Below are 16,294 nucleotides of genomic sequence, written 5' to 3'. Positions count from 1 at the left end.
TTCAAGCGGTCCGGTCGGCAGGCCGGGGCGCGGTCCCCGCCTTTTGGACCGCGCTCACCACGGCATCGAAGTCGGGGGCCTGCCCGATATCCGCGACGTACTCCGCGTGGACCACCGTGTCCGAAGCGTCCACTACAAATACCGCGCGGGTAAGGAGACGGAACTCCTTGATGGCCACGCCGTAGGCCATGCCGAACGAGAGGTCGCGGTGATCGGACAGGGTCCGCATGTCCTTCGCGCCCGCCGCGCCGCACCAACGGGCCTGTGTGAACGGCAGGTCCACGGACACCGTCAGCACCGACAACCCGGGGAATTCGGCCACGGTCTCGTTGAAGCGGCGCGATTGCAGGTCACAGACGGGTGTCTCCAGCGAAGGGACGGCTGAGATCACGCGCGTCGTACCGCTGAGGGAGGAGAACCGGAACGGAGTCAGGGCGCTGTCCACCACGGTGAAGTCCGGCGCCCGGTCGCCGGCGGCGATTTCCGGGCCGAGGAGGGTCACAGGGCTGCCGCGGAATGTGGTGACTCCGGTGCGTTCGATGACTGTCATGTTCTCACCTTCTGAGATGTCGGTGCGGTGAACTATTTCGCTGAAAAATTGCAGGGCACTTTACTGGCGGGCATCTCCGTACTTGCGCACTGCGGGCGCGGGCCGTCAATGCACAGTGCAGGAGTTTGCTGGAATGGGACGGCTCGTTAGAGTCGCTATTAACGAATGCTGCAGCACCATGTCACGAGTTAGGGGTAGGAGATGAGTGCGCCCGCCACAGGAGGGCATGTTGTGCATGTGGGACTATTGGCCCAGCACGCCGATGCAATCGGCGTCACCCAGGAGCCGATGGCGCTCATACTGAACCGCCATGCTGCCGAACGCCTGCCGCAGGGGGTCGGGTGCAGATTCGCCCGTATCGGAATCCTGGACCTGCCCCATTCGCTGGACTTCGAGGTCTATGACGAGTCCCTGGATCAGATGACCGAACTCGTCAAGGAATTCTCCGGCGACCTGGGCCCGCCGACTGCCGTGGTCGGCATGTACGAACAGGTGACCCTTCCGGCCGCGCGGCTCCGGGATCGGTTCGGTGTGCCGGGCGTGGATACGGAAACCGCGCTGCTCTGCCGGGACAAGGTCCTGATGAAAGAGGCCCTTCGGGGGAGCGGCCTGCGCCTGCCGCGCTTCCGGGAGGTGGGGCCGGAGACCCCGTTCAGCGAGCTCGAGGACTTTGTTGCCGGGTTGCCCGGGAAGATTGTCCTCAAGCCGCAGCGTCAGGCGGGGAGTTTCGGAATCAGGATATTCAACGATGCCGGGGCGTTCTTGACTCACGCGCGTTCTTCAGGAATTCCTGGGGGGTACGAGATCGAGGAGTTCATTGAGGGCTCCGTGTGCCATGTCGACGGTGTGGTGCGGGCAGGCGAGATCCGCTTCTTGAGCGCCTCCCGCTACATCGGTGACTGCTTCAGCTTCCAGCACGGGGGACAGCCACTGGCCTCCGTTACGTTCGACAGTCAGGCGATGCTGGCGAGATTCACCGATTTCACGGAACTCGTCCTGAAGCATATGGGGTTGCGCGACAGCACCTTCCATCTTGAGGCATTTCTGACCCCGGACGACGATCTGGTCTTCCTCGAGCTCGCGAACCGCTTCGGCGGCGCTTACGTCGCCAATCACCTCAAGGCCGTCTGCGGCATCGACCTTGCCCGTGAGTCCGTGCTCGCCTGTACGGGACAGCCCTCCGAGATCCGGATGCCGGCCAACGCCCTGGACTTGGCGGGCCCAGGCGCCTCCGGATGGCTCTATCCCGCCCTGCCCGAGAAGGAGCGCTGTGTGGTCAAGCGCATCCAGGGCCTCGACACCTGCCCTGGCTCGGTGGTCCTCTCCGAGATTCCGGACATCGGCCAGGAACTCAACGACGACATCACCCCGTTTGCATCCTCGGGGAAGTTCGTCCTCGCCGCAGGGAGTTCCGCTGCCGTCGAGCAGGACATGCGGCGACTTATCAAATCCTATGCCGTGGAGGTCGAGATGAAGCGCGCGGCATAGGGACCAGGAGTTCTCCGGAGGTTGCTGCGGCCGCATCAAGGAGACGGCCGTTCAGTTCGCTCTCGTACCAGCCGAGCAGAGCCTCGTGGCCTCCCGGGCCCTGCTCCGGTCCTGTCTCGATCACCAGGCAGGCGGGCCGCGTCGCCATCAGAGTGGAGCGGTGCTGCTCTGCGGCGGCGCTTGGGTCCAGCCAGACTGATCGCACGCCCGCCCTCTCCATTCCGAGCTGCACCGCTATCCGCAGCACGCCTGGACGCAGCAGGGCTGCCACGGGCCTGTCGAGCTCCACGCCGACCATCGCGAGGTTCTTGCCGAAACACGCGGCCATCTCGTCGAGCGCGTCGTATCGAATGCGCTGCGCACAAGTCATATACATGCCGGTATTTTTGGCCGGGGCAGCTGGGTGCGCTTCTCTGGGAGTGCGGAATTCTGGTTGCGGCCGGCGGGCTCGGTGGCACGGTGCAGCTGTGCAGCGCAATACGGGAGTGGTGTCAGAGCACACGCATGCCGAAAATGCATTATGCGCGTGGGATACGTGCGGTGCTCTCCGCCAGCGATCTTGCCGTGCCCTCAAGGGACTGCCGACAGGTGATGATACGCCTCTCGCGGAATCGTCTGAGCGTCACCCAGGCACACCGATACGGTGTCGAAGCCTGGACCTCCGGCAGCCATCTCATTCTGATCTTCCGCAGCTCCGTCGCCAACGCATTGAGTCACCTCCGGCCGAACACCCTTCCTTTCCTGGTCGAACTGCGCAAGGAACTCGCTGCGGGAGATATGCGGGCCCTCTGCCTGGCTTGGCTGGCAACCCTCGGCACCCCCGAGGACTACCGCGCCACCGATGCCGCACTACTCGAGGACGAGGTCGAACCCCCGGTGCCCGCTAGGCCTCGCTCAACTGACTCCTGCCTTGGACGCCTTCGCAGACGTCCTGGGCGTCGATGCCCGCCTCCTCGCCGTCGCCACCGCCGGCGGAGGCCCGCAGCGACGAGCGCCTGAGCAGCAACTGAGGCACTGGATCAACACGCTTACCGATATCGAGAAGGATCATTTGCTGTCGCAGGCCATTGGAGGCGACGAAGCCGGGCGCCTCATCTCACTACGGCGGGAGTTTCGCCGTCACTGCGCCGAGAATGCCGGCCGGACGCGTCGCCGCAGTGCCGTGGACTTGCTGCGCGCGGCCGGCGAGACGGGCTGTGGCGACCCGCCCCGCTCCGGCGGTGGGTCCCCGTCCCGTGGCCACCCGAAGGTCGAACCGTTTGGCCGCGTCCAGCGCGGGCGGCTGAGTTCGACCTCGTGGGTTCGCCAGGGCCGTCGTCGCTGACCGGTCAGCCTCAAGCGGCCCACGGCGCGACCGGATACCAGGGGATGATCTCTCGACGGGCAAGCAGGCGGATGTCCCAGTAGAGGATCGTGAACGCGCCCGCAACGATCAGGGTGACGGCGATGAGGGTGGCGGCGCGCCCCGGCCTTGCCAGCCAGGCCTGCATACGACCGCCGGCGACGACGGTCAGCGCCACGAAGACTACCGACATCAGTGCAATGTTGCCCACCGATTGGAGCGTGAAGGCCGCGGCGCCATACAGCACGTTTCCGCTCTCCGCTGCGTCCCGAAACAACTGTCGGAACAGTGGATACGGTCGCCCGATCAGGAACCCGCCGATCAATGCGCCCATAAAGATGGATTGCACGTTGGGGAATCTGCGGCGAAGGCGCTCGAAAGGATCGCGAACGAACCCGAGCGCACTCAACCCCATGTAGAGCATCGCCATGCCGACCGCGCCGAACGCGACCATGCTCTGCACGGAGCGGCCGGAGAGGACTCCGGGGGCGGACTCGGCCTCGGAGAACTGCGGCATCGACGTACCCACCACCCCGACCAGCGCTCCGTACAGCGCGGAGACCGTGATCATCCCGAGCGACATCCAGCCCAGTGGCTTGAGGGCCTGCACCATCCGGCCCCACCGGCTTCCCGCCGCACCGAGAATGGGCGCAACCGTACCGAAGACGGCGATATTGCAGGCGGTGAACGTGCCGGCGAGCCCTGACGTGAAGGCGAAGACGATACCCGCCACGGCGCCGGAGATGGGCGCCTCGGGGTCATGGCCGAGTGCGGTTCTCGCAATGTTGCCGCCGATGGTGCGGTCTACGAACTCGGCGGACCACACAACCGTGAGCAGAAATCCAGCACCGACGCTGAGAAGGAGTATGAGCCATCGTCGGCGAACCGGTCCGGTTGCGGATGCTTCCGTTTTTCCCGCACTGCTCTGTGCCGAGACATGTGTCTTCTCCGCATGCGCCATTGCCAGCTCTCCACTCGGCTAGTTCGGGGGCAGCGGCTACACGGATTGCGCCGCAGTTGGAGAATAGGAGTAGCCCGGATCGGAGGCTTCTTTGAGTTTGCTGACTGCAGCCCGAGCGGCCGGCCTGACCTGTGTTCGGCGCATGCCTGCTGAGCGCTAAGCGGTGCCCGTATTCGGTGACTCCACCTGCCGAGGGACCGTCAGTCGGCTTCCCACGCACGCCGCTGCCGTCATTGCGGCCCAGGACGTCAGCTCGATCAGCGCGCGGTCAGCGGAGTGGTGCGCGCGGAAGGCGGTGATGTCGCTGTCGGTGACCTGATAGGCGGCGAACGCGGTCAGCAATGCGAGCCGGGCGACGGCGGTTTCGGACTCGGGGAGGCCGGTGAGTGCGTCACTGAGCCACGCCCGGCTCGGGCCGACGGGACCGCCATCCCATGACTGAAGGCGCGCACTGACGCGGGCCCGGATCTGCTCGGGCACCCAGCCTGCCGCATCGTTCACGGCCGTCGCCGCCCGGCCGAGCGCCTCGCCCACGGCGGGATTGTCCCGTGCCCAGTCGAGACCAGGCGGCAGAGACCCCTCGGGCAGCAGGCTGAGTGAGGCGCCGGCAGGCACCCGCGATGCGGACGGGCGCATGGCGCGTGCGACGGTCCGCATGATCGGTTCCTTCAGCCGCCGCGGAGTCCGGCGAGGCACGGGTGAATCGGCCAGAAAGATGCTGACCATGCGGTTGAGGTAATGGAATGTGACGGCGACCCCGAAGAGTTCCGGCGCTTGCCATGGCGCGAGTGGAGCTGCGTCATCTCCCGGCCCGCGACTGGTGCGCCCAGTGTCGCGGGCCCATGCAGCGAGCGCGGCAGTGGGGGTCGGCGGCGGTGACAGCGTCTCTCGCGCGGCCTGGTGGACCTCGATGCAGTACGGGCACGAGTTGGCCCGGGACACCTCCGCGGCAACGAGTTCCTTGAGGGGTCGGTCCACCCGTCCGTCCGCGAGCAGCGTCTCCCGCAACATCAGCCAACTGGCCGCGAGCGGCGCGGGGGAGGAGGAGTGGAGGACAACCGGCGGTGCCAGGAAGCCGAAATCGTGCTCGGCCTGCGCATATACCTGGCGGACCTGGCCTTTGGCCGCGGCGGGAGCTACCACTCCCACATGCCGGACCTGTCGGTGAGTGTGCCGCAGCATCGTCCGGACGGCCGACCCCATCGTGTCCCTCCCGAAGCTCGCGCAGACGTGCGCCGTGATGCGCATCCAGCCTCACAGTCAATGTGCCCGCGGGCCACCTCGAGAAATGCCGACCTGGCGTTCGTGCGTACCGGAGCAGGCAAGCCGGAAGATGCAACCCTCGCCCGTACCGGGAAAACCTGGTTGAGGTCCGTCTGACGGGCAGCCTGCCTCGCGACTGCCGGGGATTTCGTGTGGAGGTGCCGTGACGTCTATACCGATCGAAAGCCGGCGGCCGGCCATGATCTCAGCGGAACTCCGGGCAAGGCTGCGGGAGTCCGCCGAGCAGACGTCGCGCAGCGGGCGACCCGACCCCAGCGCGCTTGCCCGGCTGGGAGGTCTGCTCGCCGCCGCCGTTCCCCGTGCCTACGGCGGTGCCGGAGGTGACGCGGCCGACCTCAACCGGATCGTCGAACAGCTCGCCACGGTCAATCCGTCGGTGGCCATCCTCACGTACCAGCACTTCGCCGTGGCATCCCGGATTGCCGAATGGGGCACCTCCGCCCAGAAGGCGCACTATCTCCCCGCGCTCGCCGACGGCACGTGCCTTGCCGCCTCGGCCTGGAACGACCGCGGTGCCAGTGCGGCGAGCCGAACGACCGACAGTCGTGGAGCCGAGCACGCTGACGGCACCTGGGTGCTCGACGGAGGCAAGACGTTCACCACCGGGGCCTGTGTCGCGGATCTGTACATGGTGCAGGTCAACGCCGAGCCGCTGGGCTCTGGCGTACGGGACGGCGTCCAGAGGACGGGGAGGACGTTCTTCCTGGTGACCAAGAGCACTCCCGGCCTGCATCCGGAGCTGAGCCTGGACCTGGTCGGCATGCGTGGGTCCGCCACCGGTGTCGTCTCTCTGCGGCACTGCGCCGTCCCCGAGTCGTGCCGGCTGGGCCCGGTGGGAAGCGCCACGAAGATCATCACGAGCGCGAGGGAGTCCGGGGCCACACTGGGGGCAGTGTCGGTCGGCATCGCGCAGGCCGCGCTCGATCACGCAGCCGACCATGCCGCACGGCAGGGCGTGCTGAGCAGGCCTGCCGTAAGGCAACGTCTGACTGGCCTCGCCACCCGGCTGGAAGCGGCCCGCGGACTCGTCGAATGGGCAGGCGCGCGGATGTCGGCGTCTCCGGACCTTGCCACGCTGCACAGCAAGCTGTTTGCCTCGACCGTCGCCGAGGAGGCCTGCCTCGAGGCCACGCAGATACTTGGCTCGTCCGGATACCTGTCGGGGGCCACGTTGTCCCGCCTGCTGGCCGATGCACGCGGCATCGCCCTGATGGGACCGTCGAACGAGCTCTGCCGCCAGTTGCTCGCGGTGTCGTGGCTCGGCCGCACGCCAGGGTGGGGATAGAACCCACTGGTTACGTCACCCAGGAGGCAGACACCATGCGCACACCCGGCAACGCCGAGCCACCCGCGGCCCCGGACTTCGCCGCCGGGCTGCGCAGTCTGGATGCGGAGACAGCGGAGCTGGAGCTGCCCGTGACAGGTGCTCTGCCCGACTGGCTCGCCGGCAGCCTGTTACGCAACGGCCCGGCCCGGTTCGAGGCCGGCGCGCGCACCTTCCGGCACTGGTTCGACGGACAGGCCATGCTGCATCGCTTTTCCCTCTCGCCCGGCGGCCGCGTCGGTTACGTCAATCGCTACGTCGATACGCCGTCCTCGCGGGCGGCTCGCGACGAGGGCCGCATCGCCTACATGGAGTTCGCCACCGATCCGTGCCGCTCGCTGTTCTCCCGCTTCTTCACCCTCTTCTCCACACCCGCCATCCGGCGCGCAGCCGGCACTGCGAGCAACCCCAACGTCAATATTGCCCGCTTCGGTGAGCGCTTCGTCGCACTGACGGAGACCCCGGTCCCGGTCGAATTCGATCCACAGACCCTTACCACGGCAGGAGTTGTGGACTACGGGGATGGACTGCGCGGCCAGATCACCTCGGCGCACCCACATCGGGATCCGGCCACCGGTGACCTGATCAACTACCTCACGCATTTCTCACGGCGCAGTGAATACCGCGTGTACCGGCAGCCCGCGGGACGTACGGAACGGGAGCTGATCGGCAGCCATAGGGCAGCGGCCCCGGCCTACATGCACAGCTTCGGCATCACCGGCCGGCATCTGGTGCTCACGGAATTTTCCCTCGTGGTCAACCCGCTGCGGCTGCTGCTCAGTGGCCGGCCGTTCATCGACAACTTCCGCTGGCAGCCGGAGCGCGGCACCCGGTTCATCGTCTTTGACCTGCAAGCCGGCGGCGTGCGTGGCGTGTTCGAAGGGCCGACCTTCTTCGCTTTTCACCACATCAATGCGTGGGAGGAAGGCGAGGACATTGTGCTTGACCTGGCCGCATACCCGGACTCCGCGGTCGTCGATGCCTTCCGCCTGGACCGGTTGCGCGGCGGCGGCGACGTACCGCAGGCGCATCCCACCCGCTGCCGGATCAGCCTGCCGACAGGGGAGGTCACCGCCAAGCGGCTGTCCGACGAGCCCATGGAGCTCCCGAGCATCGCGTACGCATCCCACAACGGCCGCCCGTACCGCTACGCCTACGGCATCGGTGCTCGGGGCGGCCGAACCGACGACTTCGCCAACCAGCTGGTCAAGCTGGATACCGCTTCCCGCAGCACCCACCTGTGGCACACACCGGGCCACTACCCGGGCGAACCGGTTTTCGTCCCCGCCCCCGAGGCAGTGGCGGAGGACGACGGCGTCGTGCTGTCGATCGTTCTCGATGCGACGCAACCCCGAGAGCCGTCCTCCTTCCTGCTAGTCCTGGACGCACGCGACTTCACCGAGTTGGCGCGTGCCCGCGCACCCCATGCCATCCCCTTCGGCTTCCACGGGCTGTTCACCCACTAGTAGGGCTTGGTCAGGTTCATCCGCACGATGGAAGACGTCTCCGCCCGACCGCGAACCCTAGGGTTAACCGCGGCTATGACGACCTGCACATGACGTCAGGATTCGCGAGGGAGCCCATGCCGAAGCAGAACAGCCCGTACCATCACGGCGATCTGCGCGGCATGCCTGCGGGCCGCACGAGAACCACTCGAGGAAAGCGGTGGCGGTGGGCTCACGATGCGGGCAATGGCGCGCCGCGCCGCGCCGGTGTTTCGCCTGCCGCGCCGTATCGCCACTTTGCGCACCACGACGCGCTCGTCCCTGCCGTGGCCGATGAGGGGCATCGCGAGCTCGCCGAGCACCTGGCCACCGCACACTCCGCGGCCACCCCGCCCGAGCAGGTGGCCACCGCCGTAACCTATGTCCGCTTCGCTCTCGATCATCCGGCTCTCTTCCGGCTGATGTTCGCAAAGCACCGGGGAGCCGAACGGCGATGTGCGGATCGACAGTGGGGCATGGGTCGCGGCGCATGTCACCACACTCGTACAACGCGTCTTTCCCAGTGCCGACACAGACGCTCCGTCGGTCGCGGTGTGGTCCTTGATCCATGGCCTGGCTTTCCCGCACCTCGACCACAGACTTGCCGGCACCGCCCCGGACGAGGTTGCCGCCCAGGTCCATTCCGCCGTCCGCGCCGTGCTCGCCATACCCATTCCACTTCCACACACGTCGCTCCCGGGCCGGACCTTCAGTCAGGCCTCGACGAATGGAGAATTGCTGTGCCACACATCGCCCTGAACAATGACCTCCCGGGCATCGTCGGACTGATGTCGCACCGTCCGGACACCGCTGCTCCGCTGAACGAACTTGCGGACGCCCTGCTGCGCGCACCGTCCCCGCTCACCCGCGGCGAGAGGGAACTGATCGCGGCCTATGTCTCCGAACGCAACGAGACGCGCTTTTGTGCCGACTCGCACGGTGCCTTCGCCGCTGCCCAACTCGATGGCGGCCGCGGGCTCGTACAGGAGGTTCTGGGCACCCCGGCCGATCGCCTGCACGAGGCACCTGTCGCCCCGCGCCTCCAGGCGCTGCTGCGCATCGCCGCGGAGGTGCGGCAGCAGGCCAAGCCGGTGTCGGGCGAAGCCATGACCGCGGCCCGCGCGGTCGGCGTGGGGGACACGGAGATCCACGACACGGTGCTCATTGCCGCGGCCTTCTCCATGTACAACCGCTACGTGAACTGCCTGGACACCAGCCTTCCGGACCAAGGCGATTACTACACCGAATCCGCGCAGCATTTCGTCCGTCACGGGTACAGCCTGACGGCCGCCGCGACCGTGGAATGCACGCCCTGCGGCTGCGGGTCCTAGGGGCAATGCCGTTCGGTTAGGCGTCTGGTGGTCTTGGCGATGTGTTGATGTTGATGTGGACGGTGGTTTTGTGGGTTACGTCCAGAGACTCATTGAATCCGACGGTGAGGACACCGCTGCCGGCGACCGCGGCAGCGCCCGTCCCGACCCGAACATCCTCGCCTGAGTGTCGAGTAAGCGCACTGACCGGACTCTTGACCTGTCGCTCAACGACCTCAGAGCGATCCAGCACAGCTGAGACAGCTGGTGTCCGGTGATCTGCACCGGCATCCGACCCGGTACACAGTCTCTTGACACGACCAGCCCTTGCCGATTTGGGCATGGTGCTGGCCGGTCGGCGTCATAGGGGGCCGGTCACGGTGCGCGGCGGCGGGAGGCCGACCCGGCTGGTCCCCCGCCGGCGGGGGACCAGCCGGGTCGGCCTTGCTGTGGACCTGGCTGAGGGACCCGGGCTGTACGGAGTGGTCGCCGAAGCGGGCGCGGGCCTGGTCGGGGCGTATGCGGGTGAGGCGCGGGCGGGGGTAACGGATTCGGGGTAGGTAACCGGCCACAAGGGTCGCTGAAATGTTTCCCACACGGCCTAACTGCCGGTTGATCGCGACGAGTTGGTTGAGCCGGTGGTGCCACCGTTCGGTGAGGTGCTGTTGCCGGCCGCTTCCGCGGGCAACTGGTCCACTACGAGGCTCCCGAGATCCGTCCTGGAGACCGGAACCGCCACCCCAACCCAAGCCGCCGACGCGAACGCACTTGGAGCATCACTACTCATGGCCGCCCGGGGCCGCCGGTACGTCGTCTACCCGGACGACGCCGCACACCCCGGCCAGCGCAAGGAGGTCGTCCACGGCGTAGGCCGTGGACGTGAACGTCGGGGGCCCCGTTGCGTCCCCCCGCTGGTGGCGATGCTCGCCTACATGCCCGCCGCAGCCGACGATCACTGAGGTGGTCGCCGAACTGGCTGAGGCCTCACCCCGCTCACTCCGGGGCCGTGCCTGACCGTCGAAGGGACCGCCGATGCTGCCCGCCGATTCCGCGTGGAACGCCGCGACCTGGGACCAGATCGCCCCCACCCCACCCCACCCCACCACCGAAGTCGACGCCATCTCCCGGCTGCTTGGCACTGCACCCGGACCGGGCGGGTTCGAACTGTTGAGGCCCGCCCGGGGGAGTCGGTCGTTTTCGGCCGTCGGTGCGTGAAGTCGGTTTTGCATCACGCAGAGACGGGATGGCGGCGGACATGTCGTCCGGGTGAGTGGGCGCGTGGTGGCGGATGTTGAGCTCCTGGGCCGGTCCGGTGGCGTCGGCCGCCGTCCGGATGGGGCTATGCGGAGAATGGCCGGGTCCGTTCCTCGCCCCGCCTGCTTGGTCTTCGAACTGTGTGCGGGAGATGGGGGAGCGAAGAGCGGCCCTTGATCGCGGAGATGTAGTTTCTGGCCATGACTGATGGCTGGCGAATGGATCGGATCGGGGCTGCGCTGAGGGGCGAGAACCCGACTGTGCTGCGGCGGATGACGTCGGGGTTTGCTGTGATCGGGGACGTTCAGTTCCTGCCGGGCTACTCGGTTCTTCTCGTGGACGAGCCGGATGTGCAGCGGCTGTCGGACCTGCCGAGGGCGAAGCGACTGTCGTTCCTGTCTGACATGGATCAACTCGGTGAAGCGGTCGAGCGTGCCTGTCGGCGGCTGGACCCGGCTTTCCGACGGGTCAACCTGGAGATCCTGGGGAACACGGACCCGTTCTTGCATGCGCATGTCTGGCCGCGGTTCGAGTGGGAGCCGGCCCATGTCGTGGGTTCTCCAGTGTGGCTCTATCCGCGTGAACGGTGGAGCGACGAGCGGTATCGGCTCGGTCCGCAGCACGACCTGCTGCGGACTGCGATCGGCAGCGAACTGGACCAACTGCGCCCGGTCACCTGACCGTTGTGGGCCGCCGACCCGCCTAACGGGCCGCGCTTGTACGGCATTTGCGCCCCAGACCGCCCGCCGTTCCTTCGGGTTCCTGAAACGGCGGTGATGTGGTTTCCGGATCTGATGTGGGCAGTTCTGTCATGTGGTTTCAGGAAGACTGCCGGACGCTGTCAGGCCTCTCGGTGTCTGTGTTCCATGGGGGACGTGACCGGTCGCTTTCGTCGTGTTCAGCGGTGTCCGGGCCCCGGAAGGGGCGTAGACCACGCTGGCCTGGCGCGCTGGCCTGGATGGTGAACAGGTAGCGGCCCAGGATCTCCGTACGGTGCGTTCGAATTGGACATGAACAGCTGCCGGGATCTGGACTTGGGCGCCGCGGCGATGGTGCCCGGCCCACGCAGTCCGAGAGGGGAGACCGCCTCGGCTCGGGGACCTGATGCGCTGCCAGGCGCGTGGGCCCCCGGGGGCGTGGATCGGGAAAGCCGGCGAGGTCTGAGCTACGAGGCTCGAGCGAACTTGTGTACAGGCAGAGTTGTCTCTCGTCGCAAGTGCCAGCCATCGCCGGCCCGTTCCGCGTCCTACGTTCTGTGCTGCGCAGTGCCTCGTGTCATCAGCAGTTCGAACACGCTCGAGAAGCTGTCCTGCCCGTGACCGTCGGCCGCCCGCCTGTCGAGCAGGGCCTTCAGCGGCTCGTGGATGTCGGTGGCGATGCCACTGGCTCTGCTGAACTGGATTGAGGCTGTCGACCCCGGCCCGATTGAGGCCGACCGTGCAGACCCCGCCCGCGTACACCGATCCGATGCCCTTGTTCGGGGCGGCGGATTCGAGTGTCGTCCGTTGTTTCGCGTTCGACTTTCCGCGAGTCGACCTGTCGAGGGATCAGGTGAAGATCGAGTCAGCGGAGGATGAGGGGGCCTGCCTCGACTTCTCCGGGAATGTTCGAGAGCTCCCTCGATGCGTCAGAGCAACCCGTCGGTGAGGGCTGTGTGTCTCGCCTCGGTAGTACTGGGGCGGGGCAAGGCGTCTGATCACTGTTCGCGGGGTCCGGGCAGGCGGGTCGGCAGGTTCCTTGTCGGCGGCGGGGGAGGTGTCACGGTGGACCTGGCTGGGCGATCCGGGCTGTAGTGCGTCGTCGACGTAGCGGGCGCGGGCCTGGCCGGATGCCGTCTCGGTGCGGCGGCGTTTGCCGTCGGCGTAGTCGATGAGGAGTTGATGGGTGGCAGGTTGAGTTTCGGTGAGGTGTTCGGCGCGCAGCGTCATGGAACGGACGCGGGCGTGTTCGAGGCCGCGGCGGATGGGCTTGCCGATCGCTGAGCCGTTCCGGCCGATCCCGCCGACTCCCGACTCCCGACTCCGGTGATGAGTTTCCGTGACCGTGTCCGTCACATGTATGACCGAACAGTGTGAGACGGAAGGACGACGTGATGGGCGCGGACACCATGGGGGAGCTGGATATGAGCGGACTGGGGACGAATGGTCCGGCCGAGGCCGACGAGTCGGAGTTCACGGGGCTGGCCGAGCGGCATCGGCGGGAGCTGCACGTGCACTGCTACCGGATGCTCGGGTCGTTCGAGGACGCCGAGGACACCGTGCAGGAGACGTTCCTCCGCGCATGGCGGCGGCGGGAGACTTTCCAGGGGCGGTCGACGTTGCGGGCCTGGCTGTACCGGATCGCCACCAACGCCTGTCTGGACCTGCTCGCCAAACGCCGCCCCGAACCCGCGACCGGCGGCGAAGCGCGGTGGCTGCAGCCCTACCCGGACTGGCTCCTCGACGAACTGCCCGCGGGTGATGCGGACGAGCCGGAGGCCACCGCCGTCGCACGGGAGACGATCGAGCTGGCGTATCTGGTCGCGGTCCAGCACCTCGCGCCGCGCCCGCGAGCCGTGCTGATCCTGCGGGAGGTACTCGGCTGGCCGGCGAAGGACGTCGCGGAACTCCTCGGGGACTCCGTCAACTCCGTCAACAGCGCGCTACAGCGCGCCCGGGCCGGGATGAGGGAGCACCTGCCCGCACAACGGCAGGACTGGACCGGCGGGGACCAGGACGCCACCATGCGCGAGCTGGTGCACCGCTACACCGAGGCCAGCATGGCCACAGACGTCAAGGCCCTCGCCTCGATGCTGCGAGACGACGTCCGCTTCTCGATGCCTCCCACGCCGGGCCTGTACGTCGGCCGTGACGCAGTGGTGAACTTCTTGACCGAGAGCGGCTTCGAGGGCATGACCGGCCTGCGTGCCGTTGCCACCTCGGTGAACCGGCAGCCCGCCCTGGCCTTCTACCTCTGGCGGCAGTCCGAGAACGCGTACCTGCCGCTGACCATCGACGTCCTGCGCATCACCGACGGGACGATCACCGAGATCACCACGTTCCACGACAACCAGTTCCCGCGACTCGCACTGCCGCCGCGCCTGCCGGCCGACGGCACCGAGTAACCCCGTGCGAACGCTCGCGCTGCGCCCCGGCGCACGCACCGCCGTGATCACAGAGGAATGGCACGACGCGTTCGGCGTCGTCACCCGTGGCCGGGTGCAGCTGGAACTACGTGACGGCGAGCCGGGGCCCGTCCTCGGACACGGCGCCGCGTTCTGGCTCCGCGGCACCGGCGTCCGCGCCCTGCACAACCCCCGCCGTCACACGGCCACGGTGTGCATCATCACTCCGCCCGCAAGCCAGGCCCCAGGCCCGTGCCGGATGACGAGAGGTACGACATGAGCAGCATGAAGGAAACCCCCCTGGCAACCGCCCCGGCCGCCCACCGCACCAGCCGCCCCCGCCGATTCCACCGCCTCGCCGGCACCGGCCTCATCGCCACGCTCGCCGCGACGGCGGCCACCACTCTTGTCGCCGCGCTCGCCCGGACCGCCGGCGCCGACTTCAAGGTCCAGGGTGGCCAGACCATCCCACTGTCCGGCATCGCCATCGTGACCGGCTTCTTCTCGGCCGCAGGCATCGTCATAGCCGCCGCCCTGCTGCGCCTGACCGCTCGCCCCGCCGAGCGGTTCGTATGGACGGCCACGTCACTGACCGTCATCTCGCTGATTCCACCGCTTGTCTCCGAGGCAACCACGCCCACCACCATCGCCCTCCTCGGGCTGCACCTCGTCCCCGCAGCGGTGATGATCCCGGCCCTGACGCGGAGTCTGGACACCCGAGCGGGATGACGCTCGCTCCCAGACCGACATCTCCATCGCCAGTGCCCTCGGCCCGGTCTTCCACCACCCCCGCCAGGTGTGATGGAGCTGCCGGTCCGCGGTGGTCGGGCCGCTGCGGCCTCCCTCACGCACGTCCTGCGCGATGCCTTGCGCCCGCGAGACGGCACCGTCCCACTCGCCACCTTGACGACGAGTAGTTCCATCAACTCCCCGCGTGCTCCCGCGAGCTCCTCCACGCCCACCAGCCCCACCGCGGCGGCCCGCTGCGCAAGATCCGTGCGCCATGCGGCTCCGGCCCCTCACCGGCTCCGCCGAGCGCCCAGCCGATGCACGGAACCTCCTCATCGAGGGCTGGTCCGTACTCGAGCGCGTCGGAGGTGACGTCCGCATTCACCTCCCGAATCGCGTGATGCAGCGTTCCAACATCACGTGGGCCGCGCCCTTCCGCCGACGCCACGACGGGTACCGGCGCACCACCTGATACAGCGCCGACACCACGACCGCAGACGCTGCGCGCAGACGTCGCCGCCCGCATGCTCGCCGCCGCGACGGGAACCCAGTTGCAGCAGATCACCACACGCACCGTGCCGGTGGCGGTGTCGACATCCGGACCGGCAAGAAGTGGCGTAACGGGGCCCGCTTGCGCGGTCAGGGCCGTCCGTCGCTGCCTCCGGTGCGAAAAGGGCTGGACCTACGCCGCCGTCGGCGGCCCCGACTGGCACCGCAAATACCACCTGCTGCGCCGCCACATCGAAGCCGGCCACGACCCCACCACCTGGCACCGGGACCTAACGATCAACGGAGTGAAAGCCGGCGGCTGGCTCCACCGCCAGTTCACCGCCTGGACCCGACTCGACGACGGACAACGCACCCTCCTCACCCACCTCGGCCTGACCCCCGATCAAGTCCCGCTTCCCGTACGGAAAACGAGCGTCACGCCCGGTACACGAACCCGCCGCTCCTTCCACCAGACGGCCGAGCTCCTGCGCTTGTTCGTACAGCGCTGGGGCCGCCCGCCCAGCGCCCGGGAGTCGATGGAGGTTGACGGCGAGCACATCATGATCGGGCCGTGGCTCTGCAAGGTGCGCACCAAGCAGAATCTGCGCCAACTCACCGAAGAACAAATCCAGTTGATGATGGAAATCCTCAAGGACGAGCGGGAATCGCCCGGCCGTGAACCCTCCGCAGAGGAGCCCCGTATAATCTCAGAAATCCCATAGTTTTTTGCTTCCATAAGGCATGAAGCCACTAGAGCGAAAGCAGTAGGACCCCCACCGGACCCAAGGGCGCCGGAGACAGCGAGCACCGGACCAGATGTCCGAGCCAACCACCGGCCCCGGACGGCGTAAGCATCTGGAACAGCTCCGACCCACCACCAACCCCCACTCGTAGCTGCGCAGTTGAGGAAGCCGCGGAGCGGATTCCTCTAGGCCGGATCGCGGAGCGATCCGAGCCGCGGACAACGGAGTTGGCC

At 67.5% G+C, this 16,294-nt stretch carries 15 protein-coding genes and 1 pseudogene; 11 read left to right on the top strand and 5 right to left on the bottom strand.

What is annotated here, in order from left to right; translation table 11 throughout:
• Window position 1 precedes the first annotated feature (1 nt).
• Window positions 2-550: a thiol peroxidase gene (gene tpx, locus DSC45_RS34575; RefSeq protein WP_119296008.1), complete on the bottom strand. Its 549-nt coding sequence runs from the start codon at window positions 548-550 to the stop codon at window positions 2-4.
• A 201-nt stretch (window positions 551-751) separates the two neighbouring features.
• Here tpx and DSC45_RS34570 point away from each other — a divergent pair, with 201 nt between their 5' ends.
• Complete coding sequence (locus DSC45_RS34570) at window positions 752-2,038, top strand: ATP-grasp domain-containing protein (protein WP_162929433.1); 1,287 nt, start codon at window positions 752-754, stop codon at window positions 2,036-2,038.
• On the opposite strand, the gene DSC45_RS34565 is transcribed toward DSC45_RS34570, so the two are convergent.
• The 4 genes from DSC45_RS34565 to DSC45_RS34555 all read right to left on the bottom strand — a co-directional run bounded on the left by DSC45_RS34565 (window position 1,995) and on the right by DSC45_RS34555 (window position 5,589).
• On the bottom strand, window positions 1,995-2,414 hold the full coding sequence (locus DSC45_RS34565; protein ID WP_119296006.1) for an AMP-binding protein: 420 nt from the start codon (window positions 2,412-2,414) through the stop codon (window positions 1,995-1,997). The two genes, DSC45_RS34570 and DSC45_RS34565, sit on opposite strands and share 44 nt — an antisense overlap.
• Before the next feature lie 507 nt (window positions 2,415-2,921).
• The gene (locus tag DSC45_RS36860; protein WP_276145487.1) at window positions 2,922-3,044 is read right to left on the bottom strand and encodes a hypothetical protein; all 123 of its coding nucleotides are present in this window, start codon (window positions 3,042-3,044) and stop codon (window positions 2,922-2,924) included.
• Between the two features lie 328 nt (window positions 3,045-3,372).
• Window positions 3,373-4,341 (bottom strand): hypothetical protein, encoded by a 969-nt coding sequence (locus DSC45_RS34560; protein ID WP_119296005.1) that lies wholly within the window; start codon window positions 4,339-4,341, stop codon window positions 3,373-3,375.
• A gap of 156 nt (window positions 4,342-4,497) precedes the next feature.
• Window positions 4,498-5,589 (bottom strand): carboxymuconolactone decarboxylase family protein, encoded by a 1,092-nt coding sequence (locus tag DSC45_RS34555; RefSeq protein ID WP_240435014.1) that lies wholly within the window; start codon window positions 5,587-5,589, stop codon window positions 4,498-4,500.
• 214 nt (window positions 5,590-5,803) lie between these two features.
• Here DSC45_RS34555 and DSC45_RS34550 point away from each other — a divergent pair, with 214 nt between their 5' ends.
• The 10 genes and pseudogenes from DSC45_RS34550 to DSC45_RS34500 all read left to right on the top strand — a co-directional run bounded on the left by DSC45_RS34550 (window position 5,804) and on the right by DSC45_RS34500 (window position 16,040).
• Window positions 5,804-6,910: an acyl-CoA dehydrogenase family protein gene (locus tag DSC45_RS34550; RefSeq protein ID WP_119296004.1), complete on the top strand. Its 1,107-nt coding sequence runs from the start codon at window positions 5,804-5,806 to the stop codon at window positions 6,908-6,910.
• 35 nt (window positions 6,911-6,945) lie between these two features.
• Window positions 6,946-8,415, top strand: a complete 1,470-nt coding sequence (locus DSC45_RS34545) for a carotenoid oxygenase family protein (protein ID WP_119296003.1) — start codon at window positions 6,946-6,948, stop codon at window positions 8,413-8,415.
• A 116-nt stretch (window positions 8,416-8,531) separates the two neighbouring features.
• Window positions 8,532-9,192 (top strand): annotated as a pseudogene (locus DSC45_RS36695) (TetR/AcrR family transcriptional regulator).
• Window positions 9,174-9,764: a carboxymuconolactone decarboxylase family protein gene (locus DSC45_RS34535; RefSeq protein WP_119296002.1), complete on the top strand. Its 591-nt coding sequence runs from the start codon at window positions 9,174-9,176 to the stop codon at window positions 9,762-9,764. Before DSC45_RS36695 ends, DSC45_RS34535 begins: the two are co-directional and overlap by 19 nt.
• A 764-nt stretch (window positions 9,765-10,528) precedes the next feature.
• Entirely contained in the window at window positions 10,529-10,702 is a 174-nt protein-coding gene (locus DSC45_RS35975) for a hypothetical protein (RefSeq protein ID WP_162929431.1), read from the top strand.
• Between the two features lie 495 nt (window positions 10,703-11,197).
• Entirely contained in the window at window positions 11,198-11,677 is a 480-nt protein-coding gene (locus tag DSC45_RS34525; RefSeq protein WP_119296000.1) for an HIT family protein, read from the top strand.
• A gap of 1,412 nt (window positions 11,678-13,089) precedes the next feature.
• Window positions 13,090-14,100 carry an RNA polymerase subunit sigma-70 gene (locus DSC45_RS34515; RefSeq protein WP_119295999.1) on the top strand — a complete coding sequence of 337 codons (1,011 nt, stop codon included), beginning with the start codon at window positions 13,090-13,092 and terminating at the stop codon, window positions 14,098-14,100.
• A gap of 276 nt (window positions 14,101-14,376) precedes the next feature.
• Window positions 14,377-14,829: a DUF6069 family protein gene (locus DSC45_RS36175; protein WP_205571495.1), complete on the top strand. Its 453-nt coding sequence runs from the start codon at window positions 14,377-14,379 to the stop codon at window positions 14,827-14,829.
• Window positions 14,830-15,103: 274 nt separating this feature from the next.
• Window positions 15,104-15,301 carry a hypothetical protein gene (locus DSC45_RS34505; protein WP_119295998.1) on the top strand — a complete coding sequence of 66 codons (198 nt, stop codon included), beginning with the start codon at window positions 15,104-15,106 and terminating at the stop codon, window positions 15,299-15,301.
• 52 nt (window positions 15,302-15,353) lie between these two features.
• Window positions 15,354-16,040, top strand: a complete 687-nt coding sequence (locus tag DSC45_RS34500; protein ID WP_119295997.1) for a hypothetical protein — start codon at window positions 15,354-15,356, stop codon at window positions 16,038-16,040.
• Window positions 16,041-16,294: the final 254 nt, after the last annotated feature.

It is taken from the genome of Streptomyces sp. YIM 130001 (genome assembly GCF_003574445.1).
Classification (GTDB): domain Bacteria; phylum Actinomycetota; class Actinomycetes; order Streptomycetales; family Streptomycetaceae; genus Streptomyces.
Note: the sequence above shows the minus strand (reverse complement) of the source record. Positions and strands in the feature narration are given on the sequence as shown.